Here is a 20,456-nt window from a genome sequence, read left to right on the forward strand (position 1 = left end):
GAAGGGCGACACAAATCTCATGTCCGGGGATACCGATCAGTCCACGGCCCCCAGCTGGCGCAGCACCGCCGCCATCTGCTGATTGCCCTGTTTCAACGCTATCGCCAAAGGTGTCTGGCCTTGCACATCCCGGCTGTCGAGGCGCGCTCCCGCATGTACCAGGTCAGGCAGCACCTCATCGCGGCCGAACAGCACGGCAAAGGCCAGCGCCGTCTCGCCTGCGTTATTCACCTGATCGATAGGGCAACCGGCATGCAGCAGCCTGCGTGCGGTCTCGGTATGGCCCTTGTAGATGGCACCCATCAAGGCCGTGTTGCCGTTGCGGTCGGCAATGCACGCGTTGGCACCGGCACGCAGCAGATAGTCCAGCGCCTGCGGTTGCTCATCGTAAGCGGCCAACACCACGGCGGTGTAGCCGGGGCCATTGCGCGTGTCGATGGGATAGTGCGCGTCGCGCAGCAGGCGCAGGATATCCACCCTGCCCGCCCTGGCCGCATCGAACCATTCCGCGTCGTAGCGATGAGCATCGACCCACTGCGCCGCGGACGCTTGCTTGAGCGCATCCGCATGCATCCAAAGACGAAACTTGGGAAAGCAGACATAGGCGCCCACGAGCAGCGTCACCGCGAAAATCACAGCCATAGCGATATAGCGACGTTGCATGCGTATCTACTCGTGTCGAGGAGTGATGGAAAACGCGCCCTGCCTTCCGTGAGCAGGGCGCAACGGCTCAGCTGTCGGAAAGTTGATCCGCCAAACTTTTCACGCGCGCAACGTCCGCGTGCGTGGCCTTGGCCAGGCGCGTGCCGTAGTCGGCATCGGCTTTGTAGAAATACGACAGCATCGTGTATTTGTGGCCGTCGTCGGTGACGTGGTTGAGATCGGCGCTCAGTGCGGTGATCAAGTCCGCTTTGTCCTGCGTTGACAGGGCGCGATAGTACTCGCCAGCCTGCAGGAAATTACGCTTCTTCTCGATCGCACGCTGCTGCGTGGTGCCGCTCAATGCCGCTTGCACCAGTCGTGCATCCGGATCTTCGGAAATCGCTTTGGCGCTGGAAGGTTCAAAATTGATTTCGCCCTTGCGGCCGCTGATGTTCATGGCGCCGTCCTGGTCTTCGGAGTTCACCTGCACCAATGGACGGTTGACCGGGATGCTCTGGTAGTTGGCGCCGAGGCGATAGATCTGCGTATCGGCATAGGCAAACAGGCGTCCCTGCAGCATGCGGTCTTCCGAGGCTTCGATGCCTGGCACCATGCGCGACGGCGCAAACGCCGATTCTTCAGTGCTTTCGAAGTAATTGTCGGGAACGCGGTTGAGCGTCATCGTACCGATCTTCTGTTCCGGCACATCGGTCCAGATCTTGGTGTCGTCCAATGCATTGAAGTCGAATTTCGCCAGTTCCTTGGGCTCGAGCACCTGGATGTAGAGATCCCACTTTGGATAGTTGCCGGCCTTGATCGAGCCGTACAGGTCGTTGGTGTAGTGGTTCCAGTCCTCGGCCATGGATTGGGCCACTTGTTGTGGACGAAGACTGTGCAGACCCTGCTGGCTCCGCCAGTGGAATTTCACGTAGTGCACCTCGCCGTTGGCATTGACCATCTTGAACGCATGCACGCCAAAACCGTCCATATCGCGGTAGTTGTCCGGCATGCCTTCTTTCGAATACAGGCGCGTCAGCATGGCGGTGGCTTCGGGTGTGTGCGAGAAGAAGTCGAAAGCCAGGTTCGCATCCTGCACGCCGGTTACCGCGCTCGGCTTGTTCGCATGGACGAAATCCGGGAACTTGATGGCATCGCGAATGAAAAAGATTGGCATGTTGTTGCCGACCAGGTCCCAGTTACCCTGCTGGGTGTAGAACTTGGTGGCGAAGCCACGCGGATCGCGCGCCTGCTCGGGTGAGCCGCGGTAGTTCATGACGGTGGAAAACCGTACAAACACCGGCGTGCTCGTACCCGGCTTGAACACCACCGCCTTGCTCAGCGCGGAAATGTCGGCGGTCGGCTGGAAAACGCCGTATGCCCCCGTTCCGCGTGCATGCACCACGCGCTCGGGAATGCGCTCGCGGTCGAAGCGCTGCAGCTTTTCGATCAGATGGGAATCCTGCAGCAAGGTAGGCCCGTCGGGACCGGCCGTCTGCGAATTCTGATTGTCGCCGACGGGTGTGCCGGCATCGGTAGTGAGATGGACATCTTGCGCCTGGAGGCTCAAGACCACGCCCAAAGACAGGGCAAACAGGGAATAACGCGTGACGCGTTTTATGGTTTTCATGGATGACTCCTCGAAGGTGTGAGGTACGCAACAGCCGGCGTATTTCCACTGATGAAGTCTTCACGCGTCTAATTGTTTGTACGGATCGGATCGATAGGCGTTTTCTATATGGACGTCCATACGATGGAATGAAGAAAATCGCATGAAAAACCTGCACGCACGGAAAATTCTGCCGCGCAAGCAGCAAATAGCTGAGATGACCATCCCAGCATCGCCCTCCACACGAAAGCCGGGATGGTCATCCCAGCCTACATAGGGACATCTAGCCGCCTGACATCACCCAGCTCACCGGCTCCGTATTGGCGGGATGCGCATGCACCAACGGCAAGCCAAGCGTCTTCCACACGTCGACCATCGCCACCGCCAGCGCAGTCACCAGCGCCTGATCGTGAAGCGGCCCAGGTGTAATACGCAGACGCTCCGTTCCGCGCGGCACCGTTGGATAATTGATCGGCTGGATATAAATGCCGTGCTGTTCCAGCAACAGATCGCTCGCCTGCTTGCATAGATCCGGATCGCCCACCATTACCGGCACGATGTGCGTATCGCTCGCCATCACCGGCAAGCCGGCATCTTGCAGCGCTTTGCGTGTTGCCGCCACCGCCGCCTGCTGACCTGCGCGCTCAGCTTTCGACGTTTTCAGATGCGCAATCGAAGCCCTCGCAGCTGCCGCAATCGCCGGCGGCAACGCAGTAGTGAAAATAAAACCCGGTGCATGCGAGCGCACGGCATCCATCACCGCGCGCTTGCCGGCGATATAGCCGCCTAACGTACCGTACGCCTTGGCGAGCGTGCCTTCGATCACGTCGATGCGATCCATCAAGCCGTCGCGCTCAGCGATACCCGCACCACGCGGACCGTACATGCCGACGGCGTGCACTTCATCGATATATGTCATCGCGTTGTAGCGCTCGGCCAGGTCGCAGATGCCGGCGATCGGCGCGATATCGCCGTCCATCGAATACACGCTTTCGAACACGATCAGCTTGGGGCGGTTGCCCGCACGCGCAAGCAGTTCTTCCAGGTGCGCCAAGTCGTTGTGGCGCCAGATCAGCTTGTCGCTGCCGGCGGCGCGCACGCCTTCGATCATCGAATTGTGATTGAGCGAATCCGACAAGATCAGGCAATCGGGCAGCAGCCGGGCGATGGTGGAAATGCCGGCCAGGTTGGACACGTAGCCGGAAGTGAAAACCAGCGCCGCTTCCTTGCCATGCAGGTCGGCCAATTCGTGCTCCAGCGCCACGATGGCGCGGTGCGTGCCGGAGATATTGCGCGTACCGCCCGCACCGGCACCCATGCTTTGCGCCGCCTCGGTCAAGGCGGCGACCACGGCGGGATGCTGGCCCATGCCGAGGTAATCATTGGAACACCAGACCACGATATCGCGCGGGCCATCCGGCCCTTCCCAGCTGGCATGCGGAAAGCGCCCGGTCTGGCGCTCCAAGGTGGCAAAGACGCGGTAGCGGCGCTCCTGCTTCAGCTGGTCCAGCGTGGATTGGAAATGGGCGAGGTAGTCGATCATGCAATCCCCTGGAGCAGTTCCTGTCGCCGGCGGCGAGTGGTGGCGTGATCGTACGGAAGGCGCTCGGATTGTTGAAATTGAAAAATGATTTCGCCTCCATAGAGTCCGCCTATAGGGCACTTCCATAAATTGCGCGGAGCAGGCATCTATATGTTGCGAGAAAAGCTCCCTCCCCTACTGCCGCAGGGGAGGGAGCGCATCACCGCAAGCGACAGCTGGCTGGCACTTTATAGAAGTGCCCTATAGACCCAACGCCTCTTCTACCGTCGCCCCGGCGTTCGCCGGGACGGCGGGCAGAGGTTTGGCGATCTTTCTATGGGGAGATGGCTCGCACCTTTTAGACGGCTATTGCACAAACCCAAAAAACAGGCATACGCTGAAGCCGCACTCACACGATCCCCCCGTGTCCCCACACGGCGTGCCGGGTGCCTACAACCACATCGTCGTCAGGAGGTCGTCTTATGTCGTCCGCAGGCCTGGCAGTCGTTCGTCGTGCGCATCATCCAGACATGGTGCGCGTGGCTGCGCTCAGCGCAGCCATCACCCTCAACCTTGCCGCACTGGTCTTCGCCCTGCGTCCGTTGGCGCCGCAGATGGCCGAAGTGTTCAACGCGCCGCCACCCACGGTCGTGGATATCATTTTCAAGCCACCGCCGCCGCCCCAACCACCGCCCATCGTGTTGAAGGCATTGCCCAAACCCGTGCCGGTAACAGCGCCGGTGCACATACCGGTCGTGCGGCATGAACCGCCACCCGTGGTCGAGTCGCCACCCACCACCGAACCGTCGCACAACCTCGTCCCGGCAACGCCGCCGGCGGTGGCAACGCCGCCCAGCATCGCACCGGGCGTGGTCTCGCTCGCCTATCGTTCGTCGCCGTTACGTTTCCCCACGCAAGCCTTGCGCTTGCACATGCAAGGCACGGTGTTGCTGCGCGTGCTGGTGGATGAAAGCGGCAAGCCGATCGATGTGATCGTCGATCGCAGCAGCGGTTATCCGTTGTTGGATAAAAGCGCACGCGAACAAGTATTGGCGAGCTGGCTGTTTCAGCCAGCGGTGATGGATGGCCATGCGGTGAAGGCGTGGGCGCAGGTGCCGGTCAGTTTCGTGTTGCAGGATATGTAAAAGACAGGGTTGGGGAGTAGGGAATGGTCAAGAGCGATGGGCGGCATGTACCGCAGCATTGGCTTTTGCTGTTCCCTATTCCTCTTGTTTCCAACCGTATTCTGATCAACGCGCCACCGGCGTCACCGCCGGCTTGCGTGCCAGGTGCACGATCGTCCATATCAAGCCGAACAGCAGCAGCGCCGGCAGAAGAACCGGCAACAGCGACAAGGCAATGATCGGCAACACCAGCAGCATCACCACGCCGCTGATCACGATGCCAAGCGCGCCGGCGAGCAGGCTGAACAAGCCGCCGATCAAACCAAAGGTGATTTTGAAAGCCAGGCCGACCAAGGAACCCACCAGCCACAGCCCGCCTATCACCAGAAAGATTGCCATCAGTTCGATCATGTCCGTTCCTCCGACGTCGGTACGCGTTCGATGCGACGCGTCCGACAAAGGTTTAAGGCATTGTCCGCAAAGCTTGCACAACCTGCGATCGTGACTTGAGCAACTGGGAGGAAGCATAGGCCCCCACAAACGCGGTTTCATGCCTCGGAAGTCATGCTCGCTCCAGCCTTACGACCATTTAACGGTGCGCATGCTCCACTGCCGGGCATCTGCGGTCTGCTTACGAGTCCCATGCGTACATACCGAAATAGTCTTAAAAACTTGCGCGATATTGCACTTGCGTATTCGCTGGAAAAGAGTCCCGACCTCGCTTCGCTGTCACGCGAACTGGGCGCCATTGTGCATCGCGATGCGCAGGCGCTGGCCGTTGGCCTCTCCGATTTGCGAACGCACAACCGTGGTTTCGAACGCTGGATGCTGGCCCGTCGCGGCCATCCCGGCGTGAGTGTGCTGGTGATGGCATGGCCGCCCGGCTATAGCTCGCCGTCGCACGATCATGCGGGTTTGTGGGGTATCGAGATGAGCCTGTACGGCGCACTCGAAGTGGAGTCGTGGACGCGTGCGTCCACCTCGGAACCGTGGCAATTGCGCGGACGCGACTGGCTCGGTCCCGGCGATGCCACCTGGTTCGATGCGGACCCACCGTACATGCATCGCTGCCGCAATCTTTCACGGCAGGAAACGGCGTTGACCTTGCACGTGTATGGCGGCGATCTTGAAGACTACGCCACCTACGAGCAGGTCGAGGCAGAGCCGTACTGGCTGAGCTTGCCGCAGCGCGCGCGCATCGCCGGTCCGCTTCGCGTCTGATATCAACCTGAAGCCCGATCACCATTTCAAGGAGTGACATGTTTCGACGCGTCGCCATCGTTGGCGGCGGCGCCGCGGGAGCCACACTGCTCAGCGAACTGCTGGAGCGTCCCACGCCGCAGCCTCTGCATCTGGATTGGTACACCGGCGGCGGCACGCCAGGCCGCGGCATTGCCTATGGCACGCGTTCGGTACGGCATCTGTTGAACGTGCGCGCCGCATCCATGGGCATGTTTGCCAGCCGTCCCAACGGTTTCCTGGAATACATGCAGAAGCGCGATCCGGATATTTCCGGCACCGATTTCCTGCCGCGCTGCTGGTACGGCGAATACCTGGAAGCCGAAACGGCGAACGCACTGGCGCGCGCCAAAAGCAACGGCCATGACGTGCGCATCGTGCCGTATGCGGTGGATGCCATGGTGCCGGAAAACGAGGGCGTCACCATTTTCCAGGGCGAAAGCACCACGCGCGTCGAAGCGGCCGTGCTTGCGCTCGGCACGTTGCCGTCGCGCCCGCTTCCCAACGTGGATGACGCGTTGCTGGCCAGTGGCCGCTATGTGACGCAACCGTGGTCGTTGCTGGCCGAAGCCAAGCCGGATACACAGGCTTACCGCGTCGCGGTGGTTGGCCTGGGGCTTACCGCGGTGGACGTGATCATCGAGCTGGCTGCGCTGTGGCCCAACGCACGCTTCACCGCCATCTCCCGCCATGGCGTGGTGCCGGAGGTGCATCAGGCCAGTGCGTCGCTGCCGTTCGAGGATGGCGACGAATTGATCGAAACCATGCGCGATGCGCCGGACATCCGCACCTGGATGCGCCTGTTGCGCGAAGCCATCGAACACACCGACGACTGGCGCCGCGTGATCGACAGCCTGCGTCCGCACACGCCTGCACTCTGGCAATTGCTGCCGCAAGCCGACCGCGCACGTTTTCTGCGTCACGCGCGCTGGGCATGGGAGCGCGCGCGCCATCGCCTGCCGCAAGAAGTGGCGCAATCCATCGCCGAGCTGGAACAACAAGGGCGCCTGCAGCGTCTGCGCGGACGGCTGCACAGCGCGACGCTTGGCGAACGCGGCCCGCAACTCGCGTATGTACCGCAGCACGCACACCAGTCGCAGACGCTCGATGCCGATCTGATCGTGCAAAGCGTCGGCCTGGACAACGACATCCGCGGCACGCAGCACACCCTGTTGCAGCAACTGCTTACCAACGGCCACATCCGTCCCGATCCGTTCGGGCTGGGCATCCAGGCCACCCCGGAAGGCCGCCTGCTGCACGATGGCAACGCATGGCCGCGCCTGTATGCAATCGGCAGCATGCTGCGCGGCACGCTGTGGGAATCCACCGCCATGCCCGAAATACGGCAGCAGGCGCGCCAATTGGCGGACCGCTGGCTGGCCGACTGACGTAGGTTGGGGTGCGAACCCCAACTTTGCCATGCATGCGGGCATCACGACGTTGGGGTTCGCACCCCAACCTACGTCACCTCGCCCACGGCCGATATTCATGGCAACCCACGGCGAGCCGAGTGCCGATGCACCACGGCTCATGCTCTACTTCACGCCATGACGCTTTCGGAACTCATCCCGCTGCTCGCCTTCCTGCTGCATGCCGCCGGCATCCTTGCCGCCATGCACGCGGTGATGAACACGCGCACGCCGCAAGGCGCGTTCGCCTGGGCACTTGGATTGTCGTTGCTGCCCTACTTCACCTTGCTGCCGTATCTCTATCTCGGCCGCAGCCATTTCCAGGGTTACGTCACACTGCATCGCGTGCATCGCCAGCGTCTTTCGCAGGCCGCGCAGCGTGGCGAACGCAACCAGATTCCACCATCGTGCGATCGCTACAGCGCGCTGGTGCAAATGATGCACGGCACGTTTCATCCCGGGCAGCAACTGAAGTTGCTGATCGATGGCGAGACGACGTTCGAGGCGATTTTTCAGGCCATTGCGCGCGCCGAAAACTGCATCCTGGTGCAGTTCTTTATTTTTCATGACGACACACTTGGCCGGCGCATGCAGCAAGCGCTGCTGGAGCGGGCGGCGGCCGGCGTACGCGTGTTCGTGCTGTTCGATGGCATCGGCAGCCATGCCCTGCCCCGCCACTACGTCGACACGCTGCGCAACGGCGGCGTGGCCATCCATTCGTTTGCCACGCGGCGCCGGCCCAATCGTTTTCAGCTCAACTTTCGCAACCATCGCAAGATTGTCGTGGTAGATGGCAGGATCGGTTTTCTCGGTGGCCTCAACGTGGGCGATGAGTACCTTGGCCTCAAGCCGCCGCTCGCGCCATGGCGTGACACTCACCTGCAACTGGCCGGTCCGGCGGTGGCCGATCTGCAACGCAGCTTTGCGGTGGATTGGCATTGGGTCACCGGTGAATTGCCGCCCCTGTTGCCGGCAGGCCCCGCGCACGGCAGCGCGCATACGCTGATCGCCGCCTCCGGACCGGCCGATCCGCAGGAAAGCTGCTCGCTGTTCTTTACCGTCGCGATCAATGCCGCCTGCAAGCGCCTCTGGCTCAGCACACCGTACTTCGTACCCGACCAGGCCGTGCTGTCGGCGTTGCGACTGGCGGTGATGCGCGGCGTGGACGTGCGCGTGCTGCTGCCTTCGCGTCCGGATCATCACACCGTGTTTCTTGCATCCATCCTGCATGCGCACGATGCGATCGATGCCGGCATTCGCATCTATCGCTATCAGCCCGGCTTCATGCATCAGAAGGTGCTGCTGATCGACGACGACACCGCCTGCGTCAGCAGCATGAACCTCGACAACCGCTCGTTCCGGCTCAACTTCGAGATCGGCGCATTGAACGTAGATCGTGCGTTTGCCGAAGACGTGGAGCGGATGTTCGCAGCGGACTTCGCCAAGTCGGTAGAAATCACGCGCGATGAATATCGCAAATCGGCTTATCTGCGGAAGCTCGCCATGCACGTGGCGCGGTTGTTTGATCCGATATTGTAGGCTGGGATGAAATCCCAGTACCGCCATGCATGATCCATGCTGGGATTTCATCCCAGCCTGCGCTTAGACCTGGCGCGCTTCAGTCACCACGCAACGCACTGCGCCAATCGCCGCCGCGCAATAGCCATCCGAACACCGCCCCCACCAGCGCGCCAAGCAGCTCCCAGAACACGCGCAAGCCGATGTTGTCCGGATCGTGCACCTCAGCCAGCCGCACCTTCAGGTATTGCAGCGAGTTCATGTTGGCGTAGTTGAAATAGATCAGGTCCCACAAGTCGCCGCTGGCCGTCAGCAGCAGCGAGACCAGGAAGGCGATGGCGATCATCCGCAGCGGGCTCCAGCCCTGCTTGCGGCCAACGGCATAAGCGACCAGGTACACCAGCAAGGCCACGGCCGCACTGATGCCGCCCGCTTCCAGGCCGCCCACCAGCCCGTAGCCCATCCACGATTGGTCGTAATGCATCTGCCGTTCCCGCGTTCCTGAAGTGGTCGCTTGCATTATGCCGCCGCTCCGCTGTGGAATCTTGCGACCACTTCACCGGACCGTTTGCATGCATCCCCAGGCCGCCTTGATCGTCGTCGACGTGCAACCGGATTTCATGCCCGGCGGCGCGCTGGCCTGCCATGAAGGGGATGCCATCGTTCCCGGCATCGACCGGCTGCTGCGCCAACGTCTTTTCGGGCAAGTGGTCGCCACTCAGGACTGGCATCCGCGCGGGCACGTCTCCTTTGCCAGCACACATGCGGGAAAAAGTCCGTTCGAGCAGATTCCGCTGTACGGCCATCCACAAACGCTATGGCCCGACCACTGCGTGCAGGACACGCCGGGCGCAGCGTTGCACCCGGACATCGACTGGTCGCCGGTCGACCTGATCCTGCGCAAGGGCAGCAACCCGGCAGTGGATTCGTATAGCGCGTTTCAGGAGAACCACGGGCCGGATAGGCAGCGTCCTCGCACCGGGCTGGCGGGGTGGCTCAAGGAGCGTGGCGTGAGCGAGGTGTATGCCGTCGGGCTGGCGCGGGACGTGTGCGTGTTGTGGACCGTGCAGGATGCACTGGCGGCGGGATTCCGGGCGCGGGTGATCTGGGATCTGACGCGGCCGGTGACGTCGACGAGTGATGGCGCGATGCGGGCGAGGCTGCTGGAATGGGGCGTGGGGATGGTGGATTCGGCAAACCTTGGTTGATGCGCGAGCATCCGGACATCTCGTCTGCGCCCATCCGTTCACCTCACACCCGTCGCCCCGGCGAAAGCCGGGGCCCAGTGACTTTGAGGATCTAAAAGTCGCTGGGTGATTCGCTTCGCTCACCCCTTCGGGGCCATCCTTCGGATGTTCTTCGCGCTTCGCGCTACGTCCGGCTTTCGCCGGGACGACGATTTAAGGTTTTTCGTCGTATTCGAGTGAAGTACGGCCTAAGTTAGTGCCATTGCGCCTAACCCTCATCCTCTCCCGCCACACTGACCCGCACATCCTCGTCCGCCCCGATCCACACCGACACGCTGATCGGCCGGCAACACACCTGGCAATCCTCGATGTAATGCTGATCACCCGCCGAGGCGTCGACGAGTATCTCGATGTGCTCCCCGCAATACGGGCACTGGATCGTGCGTGGCCTCAGCATGTCCATGTCACGCCCCGGCGCGCTCGGCCAACTGCGCAATCGCCGCCGGTATGGCCGAAGGCATCTCGACGGTCAGCATGCGTGGCGCATCCGCTTCGCCCAGGCCGTTCTCCATTTCGTGCTCCCACGTCACGTGATAAGGCATGTGCACGCCCCAGCCGCCCAGGCGGATCACCGGCTCGATATCCGAGCGCAGCGAATTGCCCACCATCGCGAACTGCGCGGGCTCCAATGAAAACTCGCCAAGCACACGGTGATAAGTGGCCGTGTCTTTTTCCGAGACGATCTCGATGCGATGGAACAGATCCGCCATGCCGGACTGCGCCACTTTCTTTTCCTGATGAAACAGATCGCCCTTGGTGATCAACACCACCTCGTGATGCTCCGCCACCGCGGCGACCGCTTCACGCACACCGGGCAGCAGTTCCACCGGATGCTGCAATACGGTCTTGCCAACCTCCACCAATGCGTGAATATCCGCAGCGGAAATACGCCCCTCGGTGATCGCGATCGCAGTTTCCACCATCGACAGCGTCATGCCTTTTGCGCCATAGCCGAACAGCTTCAGATTGCGCCGCTCGGTAGCCAGCATGGTCGCCTGCACGTGGCTGTCGCCCACATCCACGTAGCGCCCGACCAGCTCGGTGAAGCGCGCGCTGGCTTGGCGGTAATAGCCCTCGCTGTGCCAAAGCGTGTCGTCGCCATCAAAGCCGATGAGCTTGAGCATGAGCCGTCCTTCGGATGGGGTTGGAAAGCTTACCGCGCCAGCCGCGCCGGCGCATGCCGAGCGTTACAATCGACCGCAGCATTGACGCGGGGGTTGGAAAGCATGAATGGCAATTGGGCGGGATCCTTCTGGCAACGGCCGCGCGTCGTGCAGATCGGCGGACGCCCGTTCGTCTCGCAAGGATTGAAAGACCACTTCTGGGACGACTTCTACCATCGCGCGCTGACCATGAGCTGGCCGGCCTTTTTCGGCGTGGCGATCAGCGTGTTCCTGATCTTCAACGCCCTGTTCGCGATGATCTATCAGGTCGACCCGAACGGCATCGCCAACCAGTTTCCGAAAGGCCTGGCCGGCGCATTCTTTTTCAGCGTGGAAACGCTGGCCACGGTGGGCTATGGCGACATGCATCCGCAGTCGGTCTACACGCACGTGGTGGCGACCGGGGAAATCATCCTGGGCATGGGCAACATCGCGGTGTTCACCGGGCTGATCTTCGCGCGCTTCTCGCGCCCACGCTCCAAGATCTTGTTCGGCAAGCATCCCATCGTGCGCATGATCGACGGCAAGCAGACGCTGATGCTGCGCGCCGCCAACATGCGGCAGAACCTGATCGCGCAAGCCTCGGCACAGCTGCATCTGCTGCGCCTGCATGCGTCGCCGGAAGGCTTTCAGATACGCCGCATCGAAGACCTGAAACTGGTGCGCGATCAGCACCCGATCTTCATGCTGAGCTGGAACGTGATGCATGTGATCGACGAGACCAGCCCGTTGTACGACGTGCCGCTGGAAAACCTCGAAGCCAGCGAAGCCGCGCTACTGCTCACCATCGAAGGCGTCGATGAAACCACCTCGCAATCGATGATGGCGCGGCAGCAATGGGGCATCAAGGAAGTGCGCTGGAACCATCGCTACGTCGATCTGGTACATCGGGATAGCGATGGCGTGAGCATCATTGATTACAACGTCTTTCATGACGTGTTGCCGATCGACGAACCGTAGGTTGGGGTGCGAACCCCAACATCGCCATCCACACCTGCATCACGATGTTGGGGTTCGCACCCCAACCTACGAGTTTCACGCACCGACGCGTTGACGCTCCGCATCGATATCCTTCACCGGCCGCACCTCGATACACCCCGTGGCCGCCCATGGAAACGACTGCGCAATGCGCACGGCCTCATCCATATCCTCGGCCTCGATCAGATTGAAGCCGCCCAGGTATTCCCGCGTTTCCGCAAACGGCCCATCCACCACCATGGTGCGGTTGTTGCGCACGCGCACGGTCTTGGTCTGCGCGGGCGGCTCCAGTTGCATGGAATCGAGCAGATGGCCTTCGGCGCGCAGCTCATCGGCATGCTTGAAGCAGCCGTTCATCATGGTGTCGAACTTGCCGGGGGGCAGCGTGTCCAGCAGGGTGTCGTCGTTGTAGATCATGACCAGGAATTTCATGGGCTTCTCACAGGGGCATGGGGATGAAAGGCGACCGACAGCCGGCGCAGGGTAGGCCAAGCCGGAAGCGCGGTCCAGGGCCATTACGCCTGCCTGGCGGCGCACCGTTCGAGACGCGCCCGGGGCGCCTGCCTTATAGTTCACATGCTTAGCTTTTGCCCAAGCGGTGCCCAGCTGCCGCCCCGTACCTTCCGAGTAACCTGAATGGGAATGCTTAATAACGCCTGGCTCGTGCTGGGATTGATCGGCCAGACGATCTTTTCAGGCCGCTTTCTACTGCAGTGGATCTACAGCGAATACAAGCGCCGCAGCGTCATCCCCGTGGCGTTCTGGTACGCCAGCATCATCGGCGCGCTGCTGTTGCTGTGCTACGCCTGCTACAAGAAAGACCCGGTATTCATCGTGGCCCAGGCCAGCGGCCTGCTGATTTACGTGCGCAACCTGCAGATGCGCCGGCGCGACAAGAAAGAACCCGCCGCCGAGCCGACGGAGCTTGCATCATGACGCTGAGCAACCAGGCCCTGTGGATCGGCCTTGGCATGGTCGGGCAACTGCTGTTCGGCGTGCGCTTCCTGGTGCAATGGCTGTATAGCGAAGCGCGCGGCCAGAGCCTGATCCCACCCGCTTTCTGGTACCTGAGCGTGGCCGGTGGCGTGATCGTATTGAGCTACGCCATCCACCAGCGCGAACTGGTGTTCATCATCGGCGAATCGGTGACGCTGGCGATTTTCCTGCGCAACCTGATCATGCTGCGCAAGCAGCCCGAGTCGGACTGACGCACATCACATGCGCCCGCTCTTGCTCTGCTTCGCCCTCCTGGCGCTGACGATTGCAAGAGCAGGCGCCGCCGCCCCCTCCTTCGATACACGCCCCGAACAAGCGGTCATCGCGCGCCTGCTACCGCATCAAGCGCAGCAATTCGAACTCGGCGCGCTACCGGCAAGCGGTCACGAGCGTTTCCGCATCGCTCGCGACAACGGCCATATCCGCGTGGAAGGCAGCACCCCGAGCGCACTGCTGTTCGGCGTGAACTGGTATCTCAAATACGTGGCGCACGTGCAGATCTCGCCTAATGGCGACCGCGTCGGCGATGCGCCGTTTCCGCTGCCGACGACGGTGATCGCGCGGGAAACACCTTACCCTTCCCGCTACGCTCTCAACGAAAACGTCGACGGCTATACCGCGCCTTACTGGGATTGGCCGCGCTGGCAGCGCGAAATCGACGTGCTCGCCTTGTCCGGCATCAATGCCGTGTTGATCGAGCGCGGCACGGATAGCGTGCTCTATCAAACCTTCCGCGATGCCGGCTACTCGGATCAGGACATCCGCAACTGGATCACCCAACCCGCGCACCAGAACTGGCAGCTGATGGGCAACCTGTGCTGCTTCAACGGACCGATCAGCACCACGCTGCTGCATAAGCGTGCAGCGTCCGCACAGCAGATCATCGCGCGCCTGCGCGAACTCGGCATTACACCTGTACTGCCCGGTTTCTACGGCATCGTGCCGGCGGATTTCCAGCGCAAGTTTCCCAAGGCGCATGTGATACCGCAGGGCGAATGGGCCGGCTTTACGCGGCCAGGCTGGCTCGATCCGCGCGACCCGATGTTTGCCAGGCTGGCTGCCTCGTTCTATCGACACCAGCGCGAGCTATTCGGCGACAGCAGCATCTACGATATGGAAGTGTTCCAGGAAGGTGGCGACGCCGGCGACGTGCCCGTACCGGAAGCCGCACGCGACGTGCAGAACGCCTTGCTTGCCGCGCATCCGGGTGCACGCTGGATGATGCTCGCCTGGCAGGGCAATCCACGTCAGGACTTGCTCGCGGGCGTGAATCGGAAGGACCTGCTGATCGTCGATATCGATCACGACCGCGCACCGCGCGACAACCGCCAAAAAGATTTCCAGGATGCACCGTTCCTGTTCGGCGGCATCTGGGAATTCGGTGGACGCACCACGCTCGGCGCCAACACCCGCAACATCACCCAACGGCTGCAACGCCTGGGTCGCAACAACGACAACATGGCCGGTACCGCGTTATTTACCGAAGGCATGGGCACCAATCCGTTCGCCTTCGACCTGTTTACCGAAATGGCCTGGCGCAGCGAGCCGGTCGATCTTGATGTATGGACTACCGACTACGTGCAACGCCGTTACGGCGCTGCCGATCCGCACGCATTGGCCGCATGGAACGTGCTGCTGCATACCGCTTATGACATCCGCATCGACCAGGTTGTGTTCAACAGCGAGCGCGATGCGGCACAGGAATCGCTGTTCAACGCACAACCCAGCCTTGTCGCCAATCGTGCCTCCAACTGGTCGCCGGAAGCGATGCGCTACAGCGCGCAAGCCTTCAAGCAAGCGCTGCCCGAACTGCTGCAAGTTGCCCCTGCCCTGCGCAGCAGCGACACCTATCACTACGATCTGGTGGATATCGCACGCCAGACGCTGGCCAACGAAAGCCGCCTGCTGCTGCCGCAGATCAAGGCGGCGTACGACGTCAAGGATCGAACGCGTTTCGAAACACTTGCGCAACGCTGGTTGAAGCTGATGGACCTGCAAGACCAGTTGCTTGCCACCAACCGATTCTTCCTGGTCGGCAACTGGCTGGCGCAGGTACAGCCGTGGGCATCTTCCCCACAGGAAGGCGCGCAGCTCGATTACGACGCGCGCTCTTTGCTCACTACCTGGGGCGACCGCAAGGCGAGCGAGGGCGCCAACCTGCACGACTACGGCAACAAGGATTGGGCCGGTCTTACGCGTGATTATTATCGGCAGCGTTGGCAGACGTATTTCCAATCACTGGATGAGGCGCTGCGCACCGGCACACCGCCCAAGGCAATCGACTGGTTTGCCATGGGCGAAGCGTGGAACCGCGGCAAGCAGGTGTATAGCGACAAGCCAGAAGGTGATGCCTGCGACGTTGCAAAACGTATCATCGAAGCATTGCGATAAATAACCGTAGGCTGGACTGAAACCCCAGCATTTCGCACCCTCAGTCAAGCTGGGATTATCATCCCAGCCTACGTCACTCATCCAACCTACACTGAGGACGTTATTCGTATGGTCAACGCAGCCGCAACGCACTACGCGCTGCATGCCGAAACCGCCGGCTCAAATCCAGCCGAGTGCCATCGTGCAGTACGACTTCCGCATGCCCTTGAAACAACGTATGCACTTCCCGGATGCGATTCATGTTGACGACGGTGCTGCGATGGATGCGCAAGAAATGCCCCGGGTCCAGCGACGCGTGCAGATGGCTCAGCGTTTCGCGATGCAGGTAAGTGCTGCCACTGGCATGGATGCGCACATAGTTGTCGTCGGCACGGATCCAGTCGATATCCGACACCGGAATCACCATGGTTCGCTCGCCTACCTGCACACTGATACGCTTTACGTAGTCGCCGCTGCCCGCCGCAACGCGATGTTGTTGCAGCCCGTGCCAGTGCCTGCGCACCCGCTCCATCGCCTGGTCGAAGCGGGCCTGGTCAATCGGCTTGAGCACGTAGTCGATCGCATTCGCATCGAACGCCTGCAGGGCGTGGTCAGCGAATGCCGTGGTGAACACGATCAATGGCAACGCTTCGCCGCAAGCGCGCTCGTGCAACAAGCTAAAGCCATTGCCGCCGGGCATCTGGATATCGAGGAAGGCCAAGTCCGGCTGCAGTGTTGCGATCGCCAGCGTGGCCTCCTGCACGTTGCCGCACTCGCCCACCACCTCGACATCCGCATGCACGGCCAACGCCTGGCGCAACGCCACGCGCGCAAGGATTTCATCATCCACCAACAAGGCGCGCAGGCGCAGAGCAGTCATGCGCCGACCTCCACGAAAGGAAAACGCAACGCCACGCGCGTGCCGCCGTCGGCACGCGGGGATAGATCCATATTCGCTTTGTCGCCGAACATCGCTTGCAGGCGTGCGCGGGTATTGCTCAAACCCACACCTTCCACGGCCCCGTTTGCCGGCAGGCCGAGGCCGTCGTCTTCCACGCACAGCAGCAAGTCATCACCATCGCGCCACGCAAGGATGTGCAATGCGCCGCCGTCGTTCTTGGCCAGCAATCCGTGACGCAGCGCGTTCTCCACCAGCGGCTGCAGGATCAGGCTCGGCACCATCGCCTTGCTGGTGTCGCCGACGTCCACGTGCGTCACCAACCGATCCTGGAACCGCACTTGCTGGATACCGAGATAGGATTCCAGAAACTGCATTTCGCGCGACAGGGGCACTTGTTGGGCATGGCGCTCTTCCAGCGTCAGCCGCAGAAAGTCGCTGAGCCTCGCAATCATCAGCTTGGCCTGTTGCGGATCGGCCACCGTCAGCGCAGAGATGGCATTGAAAGTGTTGAACAGAAAATGCGGCTGCAGTTGCATGCGCAGGGCTTGCAGTTGCGATTGCGCAAGCTGCGTTTCCAGTTGCGCATTGCGATATCGCTCATCGCGCAGCGAACGCCAGGATGCAAAGCCGCGCAGCACCACCAGCATCATCCAATAGGTCAGCAAGGCGAGATGGAATTTGTAGACGGATTCGTCGCGCAGCAAATCGCTCAGCGTGAGCACGTTTCCCTTGGGATTGGGACCACACCACCCGAAGTACAGCAGCAACATCACCGTGCTCTGCAAAGCGGCAAGCGCGATGCTGCTGGGAATATGCAGCATCCAGAATCGCCGCCATCCCTGTGCACCCGCACGACCCAGCCAGCTGACGACCGGCGTCAACGCCATCCATAAATAGAAGTCGATAAAGTTCCATGAGAGCACGCGGAACCACGACACAGAACGGCCTTCGCTGATGCCGCCAAGCACGGAGCTGGCCGCATACGACAGCGCCAGCACCGTCCAGAAGCCGAACGCCAGGCCGAAGGTTTTCAGTTTGTGCGTGCGGATCGACTCGTTCATGCCCCTTCGCCTTCCACCGCTGTATGGCCATTGACGCAACGCTAGTGTGCGGACTATGCAAAGGCTTTGGAAGCACGCTGCAAGGCTTTGTGCACGCACAACCGTTCACCCTGGCGATTCGACCGCTCACCCCGCATCAAAGGCGCTCGTCACAAAGCACGTGTCCGCCTGCCAAGGCATGCCGATGCTCGGCATTCTCACCGGACCTTACAGAGGATGCATATGGCGATCTTCACTCAAACCCGTCTAGCCACCATCACGGCGATTGCGTTGCTCGCTTGCCTGGTCATTCCGCTACACACCATGGCCGCGGATGCCGCGCAGATGTCGGTCGATGAAACACAGCAGACGCAAGCCGGCGTGATGGCCACCGACACGCATTGGTCCCTCGCCGAAATGACCGGCGATACCGCATGGCTCGATCAGATGCTGCTGCCGGAGTACCGCTCGGTGGGTAACAGCGGCCTGGTGCATGCCAAGGATGCGATTCTCGCCGGCGCCGCCAAGCGCAAGGGCACTAGCCTGGAACAGGCCCAGCTCAAGTTTGCGGAGTATCAGCGGCAGCATCCTTATGGCAGCGCGGTAGTCGTACATGGCAATACGGCTGTGATCACGTTTTATGACCCGGCGCTGGGGCCGCAGAAAGGTGTGCGTTCGTCAGATGTTTTCATTTACGTCGACGGGCGCTGGCATGCGTTGTATTCGCAGCATACGGGGGTGGATGCGTAGTGACGCACAGCTGCCGGATGCGTCCCCTCCCCTGCTCGCAGGGGAGGGCTAGGGTCAACGCTCCGAGCTTAAGGTTCTTCCAGCCGCTACAGAACCCAAACCCGTCATTCCAGCGAAAGCTGGTACGCGGGGAGAGCACATGGATGTGCTCGGCTTTGAGGAGCGAGGAATCCAGCGTCTTTGGGCTGAAAGGCACTCGATTCCAGCTTTCGCTGGAATGACAACAAGAGTTTCTCGCGGTTGAAAACCCTTAAGTTCGGAGCATTGGGGCTAGGGCGGGGTGCGAGCGTAGCGAGCGGCGGGATCTAAACCTCACTGCAATGCATGTCTTTCATGATGTTTTTCTGTCGTCAGCTGTGCGCTAAAGCTCAAGCAACCCCGCCCCGACCCTCCCCTACTGCCGCAGGGGAGGGAGCCGATCTCGGCAAGCATCACGACCTAAAACGAGTGCCATGCCCTCAAGCCAGCATCCACTCCGCCGCCTTGCGCGCATGAATCGCCGTCGTATCAAACAACGGCACCGCCGCATCCCGCGCGCTTACCAGCATGGATATTTCCGTGCAACCCAGAATGATCGCCTGCGCACCCCGCGCAACAAGCTCCGCCATGATGCGGCGATAGGCATCGCGTGAATCGTCGACGATCTTGCCCAGGCACAGCTCCTCGTACACCACCCGATGCACCAGCTCGCGATCGGCCTGTTCCGGTATCAATGTCTGCAAGCCATGCCGCGCCAGGCGTTCGGCGTAGAACGGCTGCTCCATGGTGAAACGCGTACCGAGCAAACCGACGTTGTGAAAGCCGGCAGCGCGAATGTCGTCGGCCACGGCATCCACCACATGCAGTACCGGCACGCGCACGACGGCTTCGATCGCGGGCGCCACCTTGTGCATGGTGTTCGCGCAGATCACCAGGCCTTGCGCACCGGCACGTTCCAGACGCCGCGCTGCATCCGCCAGCACCTGTCCGGCGGCATCCCAGTCGCCGGCATGCTGCAGCGTGGCGATCTCATCGAAATCGACGCTGTAAATCACCAGCCTTGCCGAATGCAGGCCGCCCAGCCTGGCCTTGATGGTTTCGTTGATCAGCCGGTAATAGGGAACGGTGGATTCCCAACTCATGCCGCCGATCAGCCCAAGCGTTTTCATCCTGCGTCCTCTCCGCGTGCAAACGCGTAGCATCGCGTAGGCTGGGATGAAATCCCAGCACCGGCCCCCGCATTGAAGTTCCGGGCCGGGCCGCCGATAACCCGGATGAGCCCGGCCCCATGCCGTGCGGCAGTGACCGGGAGACCCGCATGATCAGCACCCAGCCCAACCTCGCCTACCTCAAAACCGCCTGGGCGGCGCACGCCAGCATCAGTGCGGAGAACTGCCGCCAAAGCTACGAAGAGGCCGGCATCTCATTCGAGCGCGTCAATCACTCCTGGATCGTGCGCAAGAACGATACGCAGGTTTCCACCATGCCGCTGCGCTATACGCGGCAGGAGCTGCGCATGGGCTTCCTGGGCCGCATCGAGATGGAAGCGCGCAAAGCGGCGACGGAAATCGAAAGCGTGCTGCTGCGCGACCTCTCGCTGCCTGACGATCACGTGCTGATCGTGGAGCTGGAAGAATCCATGCGTCATCTGCGCCGCCGCGGCCACCGCGCGCTGGCCATCTTCATCGTGCCGACCGCCGCCGCGGCCCCTTCACAGCGCATCAGCGTGGAAATCCAGGCCTTTCTCGATGCCCCCCGGGCATGCCTGTACGCCCATGCCATGCAGGCTGACGGCCACACCGGCGCCGATCTGCTGGCGGGCTGCGCCAAACGTGAACGCCATCCCCGTGCTCAGACGTATGGGCAATTGGGGCAGCACATCGTTGCCACGCTGCATGGCGCGCTGGAGCGATCCGCGGCCAGCCAGCCCGCTACGCATTGATTTTTGCCCCGGGAGCGGGCTTACAATCGT

General features: G+C 61.6%; 22 protein-coding genes. 11 read left to right on the forward strand and 11 right to left on the reverse strand.

The window, feature by feature from the left end; all coding sequences use genetic code 11:
- Nucleotides 1-36: 36 nt before the first annotated feature.
- From VJR68_RS03300 to hemA, 3 genes are all read right to left on the reverse strand, one after another.
- A complete protein-coding gene (locus VJR68_RS03300; RefSeq protein ID WP_324146123.1) occupies nt 37-663 on the reverse strand; it encodes an ankyrin repeat domain-containing protein in 627 nt (208 codons plus the stop codon).
- 67 nt (nt 664-730) lie between these two features.
- A complete protein-coding gene (locus VJR68_RS03305) occupies nt 731-2,269 on the reverse strand; it encodes a catalase (protein WP_324146124.1) in 1,539 nt (512 codons plus the stop codon).
- Nucleotides 2,270-2,531: 262 nt separating this feature from the next.
- Nucleotides 2,532-3,791: a 5-aminolevulinate synthase gene (hemA, locus tag VJR68_RS03310; protein WP_324146125.1), complete on the reverse strand. Its 1,260-nt coding sequence runs from the start codon at nt 3,789-3,791 to the stop codon at nt 2,532-2,534.
- A 461-nt stretch (nt 3,792-4,252) separates the two neighbouring features.
- Between hemA and VJR68_RS03315 the strand changes: the two genes are divergently transcribed.
- Nucleotides 4,253-4,915 (forward strand): TonB family protein, encoded by a 663-nt coding sequence (locus tag VJR68_RS03315; RefSeq protein ID WP_324146126.1) that lies wholly within the window; start codon nt 4,253-4,255, stop codon nt 4,913-4,915.
- Between the two features lie 105 nt (nt 4,916-5,020).
- Here the strand turns inward: VJR68_RS03315 and VJR68_RS03320 are convergent, their stop codons facing one another.
- Nucleotides 5,021-5,305 (reverse strand): hypothetical protein, encoded by a 285-nt coding sequence (locus VJR68_RS03320; protein ID WP_324146127.1) that lies wholly within the window; start codon nt 5,303-5,305, stop codon nt 5,021-5,023.
- 231 nt (nt 5,306-5,536) lie between these two features.
- On the opposite strand from VJR68_RS03320, the gene VJR68_RS03325 reads away from it, so the two are divergent.
- The 3 genes from VJR68_RS03325 (at nt 5,537) to cls (ending at nt 9,081) form a co-directional block, all read left to right on the forward strand.
- Nucleotides 5,537-6,115 (forward strand): cysteine dioxygenase family protein, encoded by a 579-nt coding sequence (locus VJR68_RS03325; RefSeq protein ID WP_324146128.1) that lies wholly within the window; start codon nt 5,537-5,539, stop codon nt 6,113-6,115.
- A gap of 38 nt (nt 6,116-6,153) precedes the next feature.
- Nucleotides 6,154-7,521: an FAD/NAD(P)-binding protein gene (locus VJR68_RS03330; RefSeq protein ID WP_324146129.1), complete on the forward strand. Its 1,368-nt coding sequence runs from the start codon at nt 6,154-6,156 to the stop codon at nt 7,519-7,521.
- Nucleotides 7,522-7,680: 159 nt separating this feature from the next.
- Nucleotides 7,681-9,081: a cardiolipin synthase gene (gene cls, locus VJR68_RS03335; protein WP_324146130.1), complete on the forward strand. Its 1,401-nt coding sequence runs from the start codon at nt 7,681-7,683 to the stop codon at nt 9,079-9,081.
- 79 nt (nt 9,082-9,160) lie between these two features.
- Here the strand turns inward: cls and VJR68_RS03340 are convergent, their stop codons facing one another.
- On the reverse strand, nt 9,161-9,544 hold the full coding sequence (locus VJR68_RS03340; RefSeq protein WP_324146131.1) for a hypothetical protein: 384 nt from the start codon (nt 9,542-9,544) through the stop codon (nt 9,161-9,163).
- 88 nt (nt 9,545-9,632) lie between these two features.
- Here VJR68_RS03340 and pncA point away from each other — a divergent pair, with 88 nt between their 5' ends.
- Complete coding sequence (gene pncA, locus VJR68_RS03345; RefSeq protein WP_324146132.1) at nt 9,633-10,268, forward strand: bifunctional nicotinamidase/pyrazinamidase; 636 nt, start codon at nt 9,633-9,635, stop codon at nt 10,266-10,268.
- Nucleotides 10,269-10,515: 247 nt separating this feature from the next.
- On the opposite strand, the gene VJR68_RS03350 is transcribed toward pncA, so the two are convergent.
- Both VJR68_RS03350 and VJR68_RS03355 read right to left on the reverse strand, forming a co-directional pair.
- The gene (locus VJR68_RS03350) at nt 10,516-10,704 is read right to left on the reverse strand and encodes a CPXCG motif-containing cysteine-rich protein (RefSeq protein WP_324146161.1); all 189 of its coding nucleotides are present in this window, start codon (nt 10,702-10,704) and stop codon (nt 10,516-10,518) included.
- 7 nt (nt 10,705-10,711) lie between these two features.
- Nucleotides 10,712-11,431 carry an HAD family hydrolase gene (locus tag VJR68_RS03355; RefSeq protein WP_324146133.1) on the reverse strand — a complete coding sequence of 240 codons (720 nt, stop codon included), beginning with the start codon at nt 11,429-11,431 and terminating at the stop codon, nt 10,712-10,714.
- Nucleotides 11,432-11,533: 102 nt separating this feature from the next.
- On the opposite strand from VJR68_RS03355, the gene VJR68_RS03360 reads away from it, so the two are divergent.
- Nucleotides 11,534-12,430: an ion channel gene (locus tag VJR68_RS03360; protein ID WP_324146134.1), complete on the forward strand. Its 897-nt coding sequence runs from the start codon at nt 11,534-11,536 to the stop codon at nt 12,428-12,430.
- 75 nt (nt 12,431-12,505) lie between these two features.
- Here the strand turns inward: VJR68_RS03360 and VJR68_RS03365 are convergent, their stop codons facing one another.
- Entirely contained in the window at nt 12,506-12,880 is a 375-nt protein-coding gene (locus VJR68_RS03365; RefSeq protein ID WP_324146135.1) for a YciI family protein, read from the reverse strand.
- Nucleotides 12,881-13,090: 210 nt separating this feature from the next.
- On the opposite strand from VJR68_RS03365, the gene VJR68_RS03370 reads away from it, so the two are divergent.
- From VJR68_RS03370 to VJR68_RS03380, 3 genes are read left to right on the forward strand one after another with little or no spacing between them, the layout of a single operon-like run.
- A complete protein-coding gene (locus tag VJR68_RS03370; RefSeq protein WP_324146136.1) occupies nt 13,091-13,384 on the forward strand; it encodes a lipid-A-disaccharide synthase N-terminal domain-containing protein in 294 nt (97 codons plus the stop codon).
- Nucleotides 13,381-13,656: a lipid-A-disaccharide synthase N-terminal domain-containing protein gene (locus VJR68_RS03375; RefSeq protein ID WP_324146137.1), complete on the forward strand. Its 276-nt coding sequence runs from the start codon at nt 13,381-13,383 to the stop codon at nt 13,654-13,656. Before VJR68_RS03370 ends, VJR68_RS03375 begins: the two co-directional genes overlap by 4 nt.
- A gap of 10 nt (nt 13,657-13,666) precedes the next feature.
- Nucleotides 13,667-15,835 (forward strand): alpha-N-acetylglucosaminidase, encoded by a 2,169-nt coding sequence (locus tag VJR68_RS03380; RefSeq protein ID WP_324146138.1) that lies wholly within the window; start codon nt 13,667-13,669, stop codon nt 15,833-15,835.
- A gap of 112 nt (nt 15,836-15,947) precedes the next feature.
- Here VJR68_RS03380 and VJR68_RS03385 read toward each other — a convergent pair whose 3' ends face one another.
- Nucleotides 15,948-16,694: a LytTR family DNA-binding domain-containing protein gene (locus VJR68_RS03385; protein ID WP_324146139.1), complete on the reverse strand. Its 747-nt coding sequence runs from the start codon at nt 16,692-16,694 to the stop codon at nt 15,948-15,950.
- Nucleotides 16,691-17,776, reverse strand: a complete 1,086-nt coding sequence (locus VJR68_RS03390) for a sensor histidine kinase (protein ID WP_324146140.1) — start codon at nt 17,774-17,776, stop codon at nt 16,691-16,693. Before VJR68_RS03390 ends, VJR68_RS03385 begins: the two co-directional genes overlap by 4 nt.
- Before the next feature lie 222 nt (nt 17,777-17,998).
- On the opposite strand from VJR68_RS03390, the gene VJR68_RS03395 reads away from it, so the two are divergent.
- Nucleotides 17,999-18,505 carry a nuclear transport factor 2 family protein gene (locus VJR68_RS03395; RefSeq protein ID WP_324146141.1) on the forward strand — a complete coding sequence of 169 codons (507 nt, stop codon included), beginning with the start codon at nt 17,999-18,001 and terminating at the stop codon, nt 18,503-18,505.
- Between the two features lie 458 nt (nt 18,506-18,963).
- Here the strand turns inward: VJR68_RS03395 and VJR68_RS03400 are convergent, their stop codons facing one another.
- Complete coding sequence (locus VJR68_RS03400) at nt 18,964-19,653, reverse strand: aspartate/glutamate racemase family protein (protein ID WP_324146142.1); 690 nt, start codon at nt 19,651-19,653, stop codon at nt 18,964-18,966.
- Between the two features lie 149 nt (nt 19,654-19,802).
- Here VJR68_RS03400 and VJR68_RS03405 point away from each other — a divergent pair, with 149 nt between their 5' ends.
- Nucleotides 19,803-20,426, forward strand: a complete 624-nt coding sequence (locus tag VJR68_RS03405) for a hypothetical protein (protein ID WP_324146143.1) — start codon at nt 19,803-19,805, stop codon at nt 20,424-20,426.
- Nucleotides 20,427-20,456 lie beyond the last annotated feature (30 nt).

This window comes from Dyella sp. (genome assembly GCF_035277725.1).
Classification (GTDB): Bacteria; Pseudomonadota; Gammaproteobacteria; order Xanthomonadales; family Rhodanobacteraceae; genus Dyella_B.

What these genes read in the sequence shown, in the direction of transcription:
- VJR68_RS03305 (WP_324146124.1), bottom strand. Translation starts at nt 2,269, where the DNA reads ATGAAAACCATAAAACGCGTCACGCGTTATTCCCTGTTTGCCCTGTCT.
- VJR68_RS03385 (WP_324146139.1), bottom strand. Translation starts at nt 16,694, where the DNA reads ATGACTGCTCTGCGCCTGCGCGCCTTGTTGGTGGATGATGAAATCCTT.
- VJR68_RS03400 (WP_324146142.1), bottom strand. Translation starts at nt 19,653, where the DNA reads ATGAAAACGCTTGGGCTGATCGGCGGCATGAGTTGGGAATCCACCGTT.
- hemA (WP_324146125.1), bottom strand. Translation starts at nt 3,791, where the DNA reads ATGATCGACTACCTCGCCCATTTCCAATCCACGCTGGACCAGCTGAAG.
- VJR68_RS03365 (WP_324146135.1), bottom strand. Translation starts at nt 12,880, where the DNA reads ATGAAATTCCTGGTCATGATCTACAACGACGACACCCTGCTGGACACG.
- VJR68_RS03330 (WP_324146129.1), top strand. Translation starts at nt 6,154, where the DNA reads ATGTTTCGACGCGTCGCCATCGTTGGCGGCGGCGCCGCGGGAGCCACA.
- VJR68_RS03355 (WP_324146133.1), bottom strand. Translation starts at nt 11,431, where the DNA reads ATGCTCAAGCTCATCGGCTTTGATGGCGACGACACGCTTTGGCACAGC.
- VJR68_RS03360 (WP_324146134.1), top strand. Translation starts at nt 11,534, where the DNA reads ATGAATGGCAATTGGGCGGGATCCTTCTGGCAACGGCCGCGCGTCGTG.
- cls (WP_324146130.1), top strand. Translation starts at nt 7,681, where the DNA reads ATGACGCTTTCGGAACTCATCCCGCTGCTCGCCTTCCTGCTGCATGCC.
- VJR68_RS03325 (WP_324146128.1), top strand. Translation starts at nt 5,537, where the DNA reads ATGCGTACATACCGAAATAGTCTTAAAAACTTGCGCGATATTGCACTT.
- VJR68_RS03395 (WP_324146141.1), top strand. Translation starts at nt 17,999, where the DNA reads ATGGCGATCTTCACTCAAACCCGTCTAGCCACCATCACGGCGATTGCG.
- pncA (WP_324146132.1), top strand. Translation starts at nt 9,633, where the DNA reads ATGCATCCCCAGGCCGCCTTGATCGTCGTCGACGTGCAACCGGATTTC.
- VJR68_RS03375 (WP_324146137.1), top strand. Translation starts at nt 13,381, where the DNA reads ATGACGCTGAGCAACCAGGCCCTGTGGATCGGCCTTGGCATGGTCGGG.
- VJR68_RS03390 (WP_324146140.1), bottom strand. Translation starts at nt 17,776, where the DNA reads ATGAACGAGTCGATCCGCACGCACAAACTGAAAACCTTCGGCCTGGCG.
- VJR68_RS03300 (WP_324146123.1), bottom strand. Translation starts at nt 663, where the DNA reads ATGCAACGTCGCTATATCGCTATGGCTGTGATTTTCGCGGTGACGCTG.
- VJR68_RS03350 (WP_324146161.1), bottom strand. Translation starts at nt 10,704, where the DNA reads ATGCTGAGGCCACGCACGATCCAGTGCCCGTATTGCGGGGAGCACATC.
- VJR68_RS03320 (WP_324146127.1), bottom strand. Translation starts at nt 5,305, where the DNA reads ATGATCGAACTGATGGCAATCTTTCTGGTGATAGGCGGGCTGTGGCTG.
- VJR68_RS03380 (WP_324146138.1), top strand. Translation starts at nt 13,667, where the DNA reads ATGCGCCCGCTCTTGCTCTGCTTCGCCCTCCTGGCGCTGACGATTGCA.
- VJR68_RS03340 (WP_324146131.1), bottom strand. Translation starts at nt 9,544, where the DNA reads ATGCATTACGACCAATCGTGGATGGGCTACGGGCTGGTGGGCGGCCTG.
- VJR68_RS03315 (WP_324146126.1), top strand. Translation starts at nt 4,253, where the DNA reads ATGTCGTCCGCAGGCCTGGCAGTCGTTCGTCGTGCGCATCATCCAGAC.
- VJR68_RS03405 (WP_324146143.1), top strand. Translation starts at nt 19,803, where the DNA reads ATGATCAGCACCCAGCCCAACCTCGCCTACCTCAAAACCGCCTGGGCG.
- VJR68_RS03370 (WP_324146136.1), top strand. Translation starts at nt 13,091, where the DNA reads ATGCTTAATAACGCCTGGCTCGTGCTGGGATTGATCGGCCAGACGATC.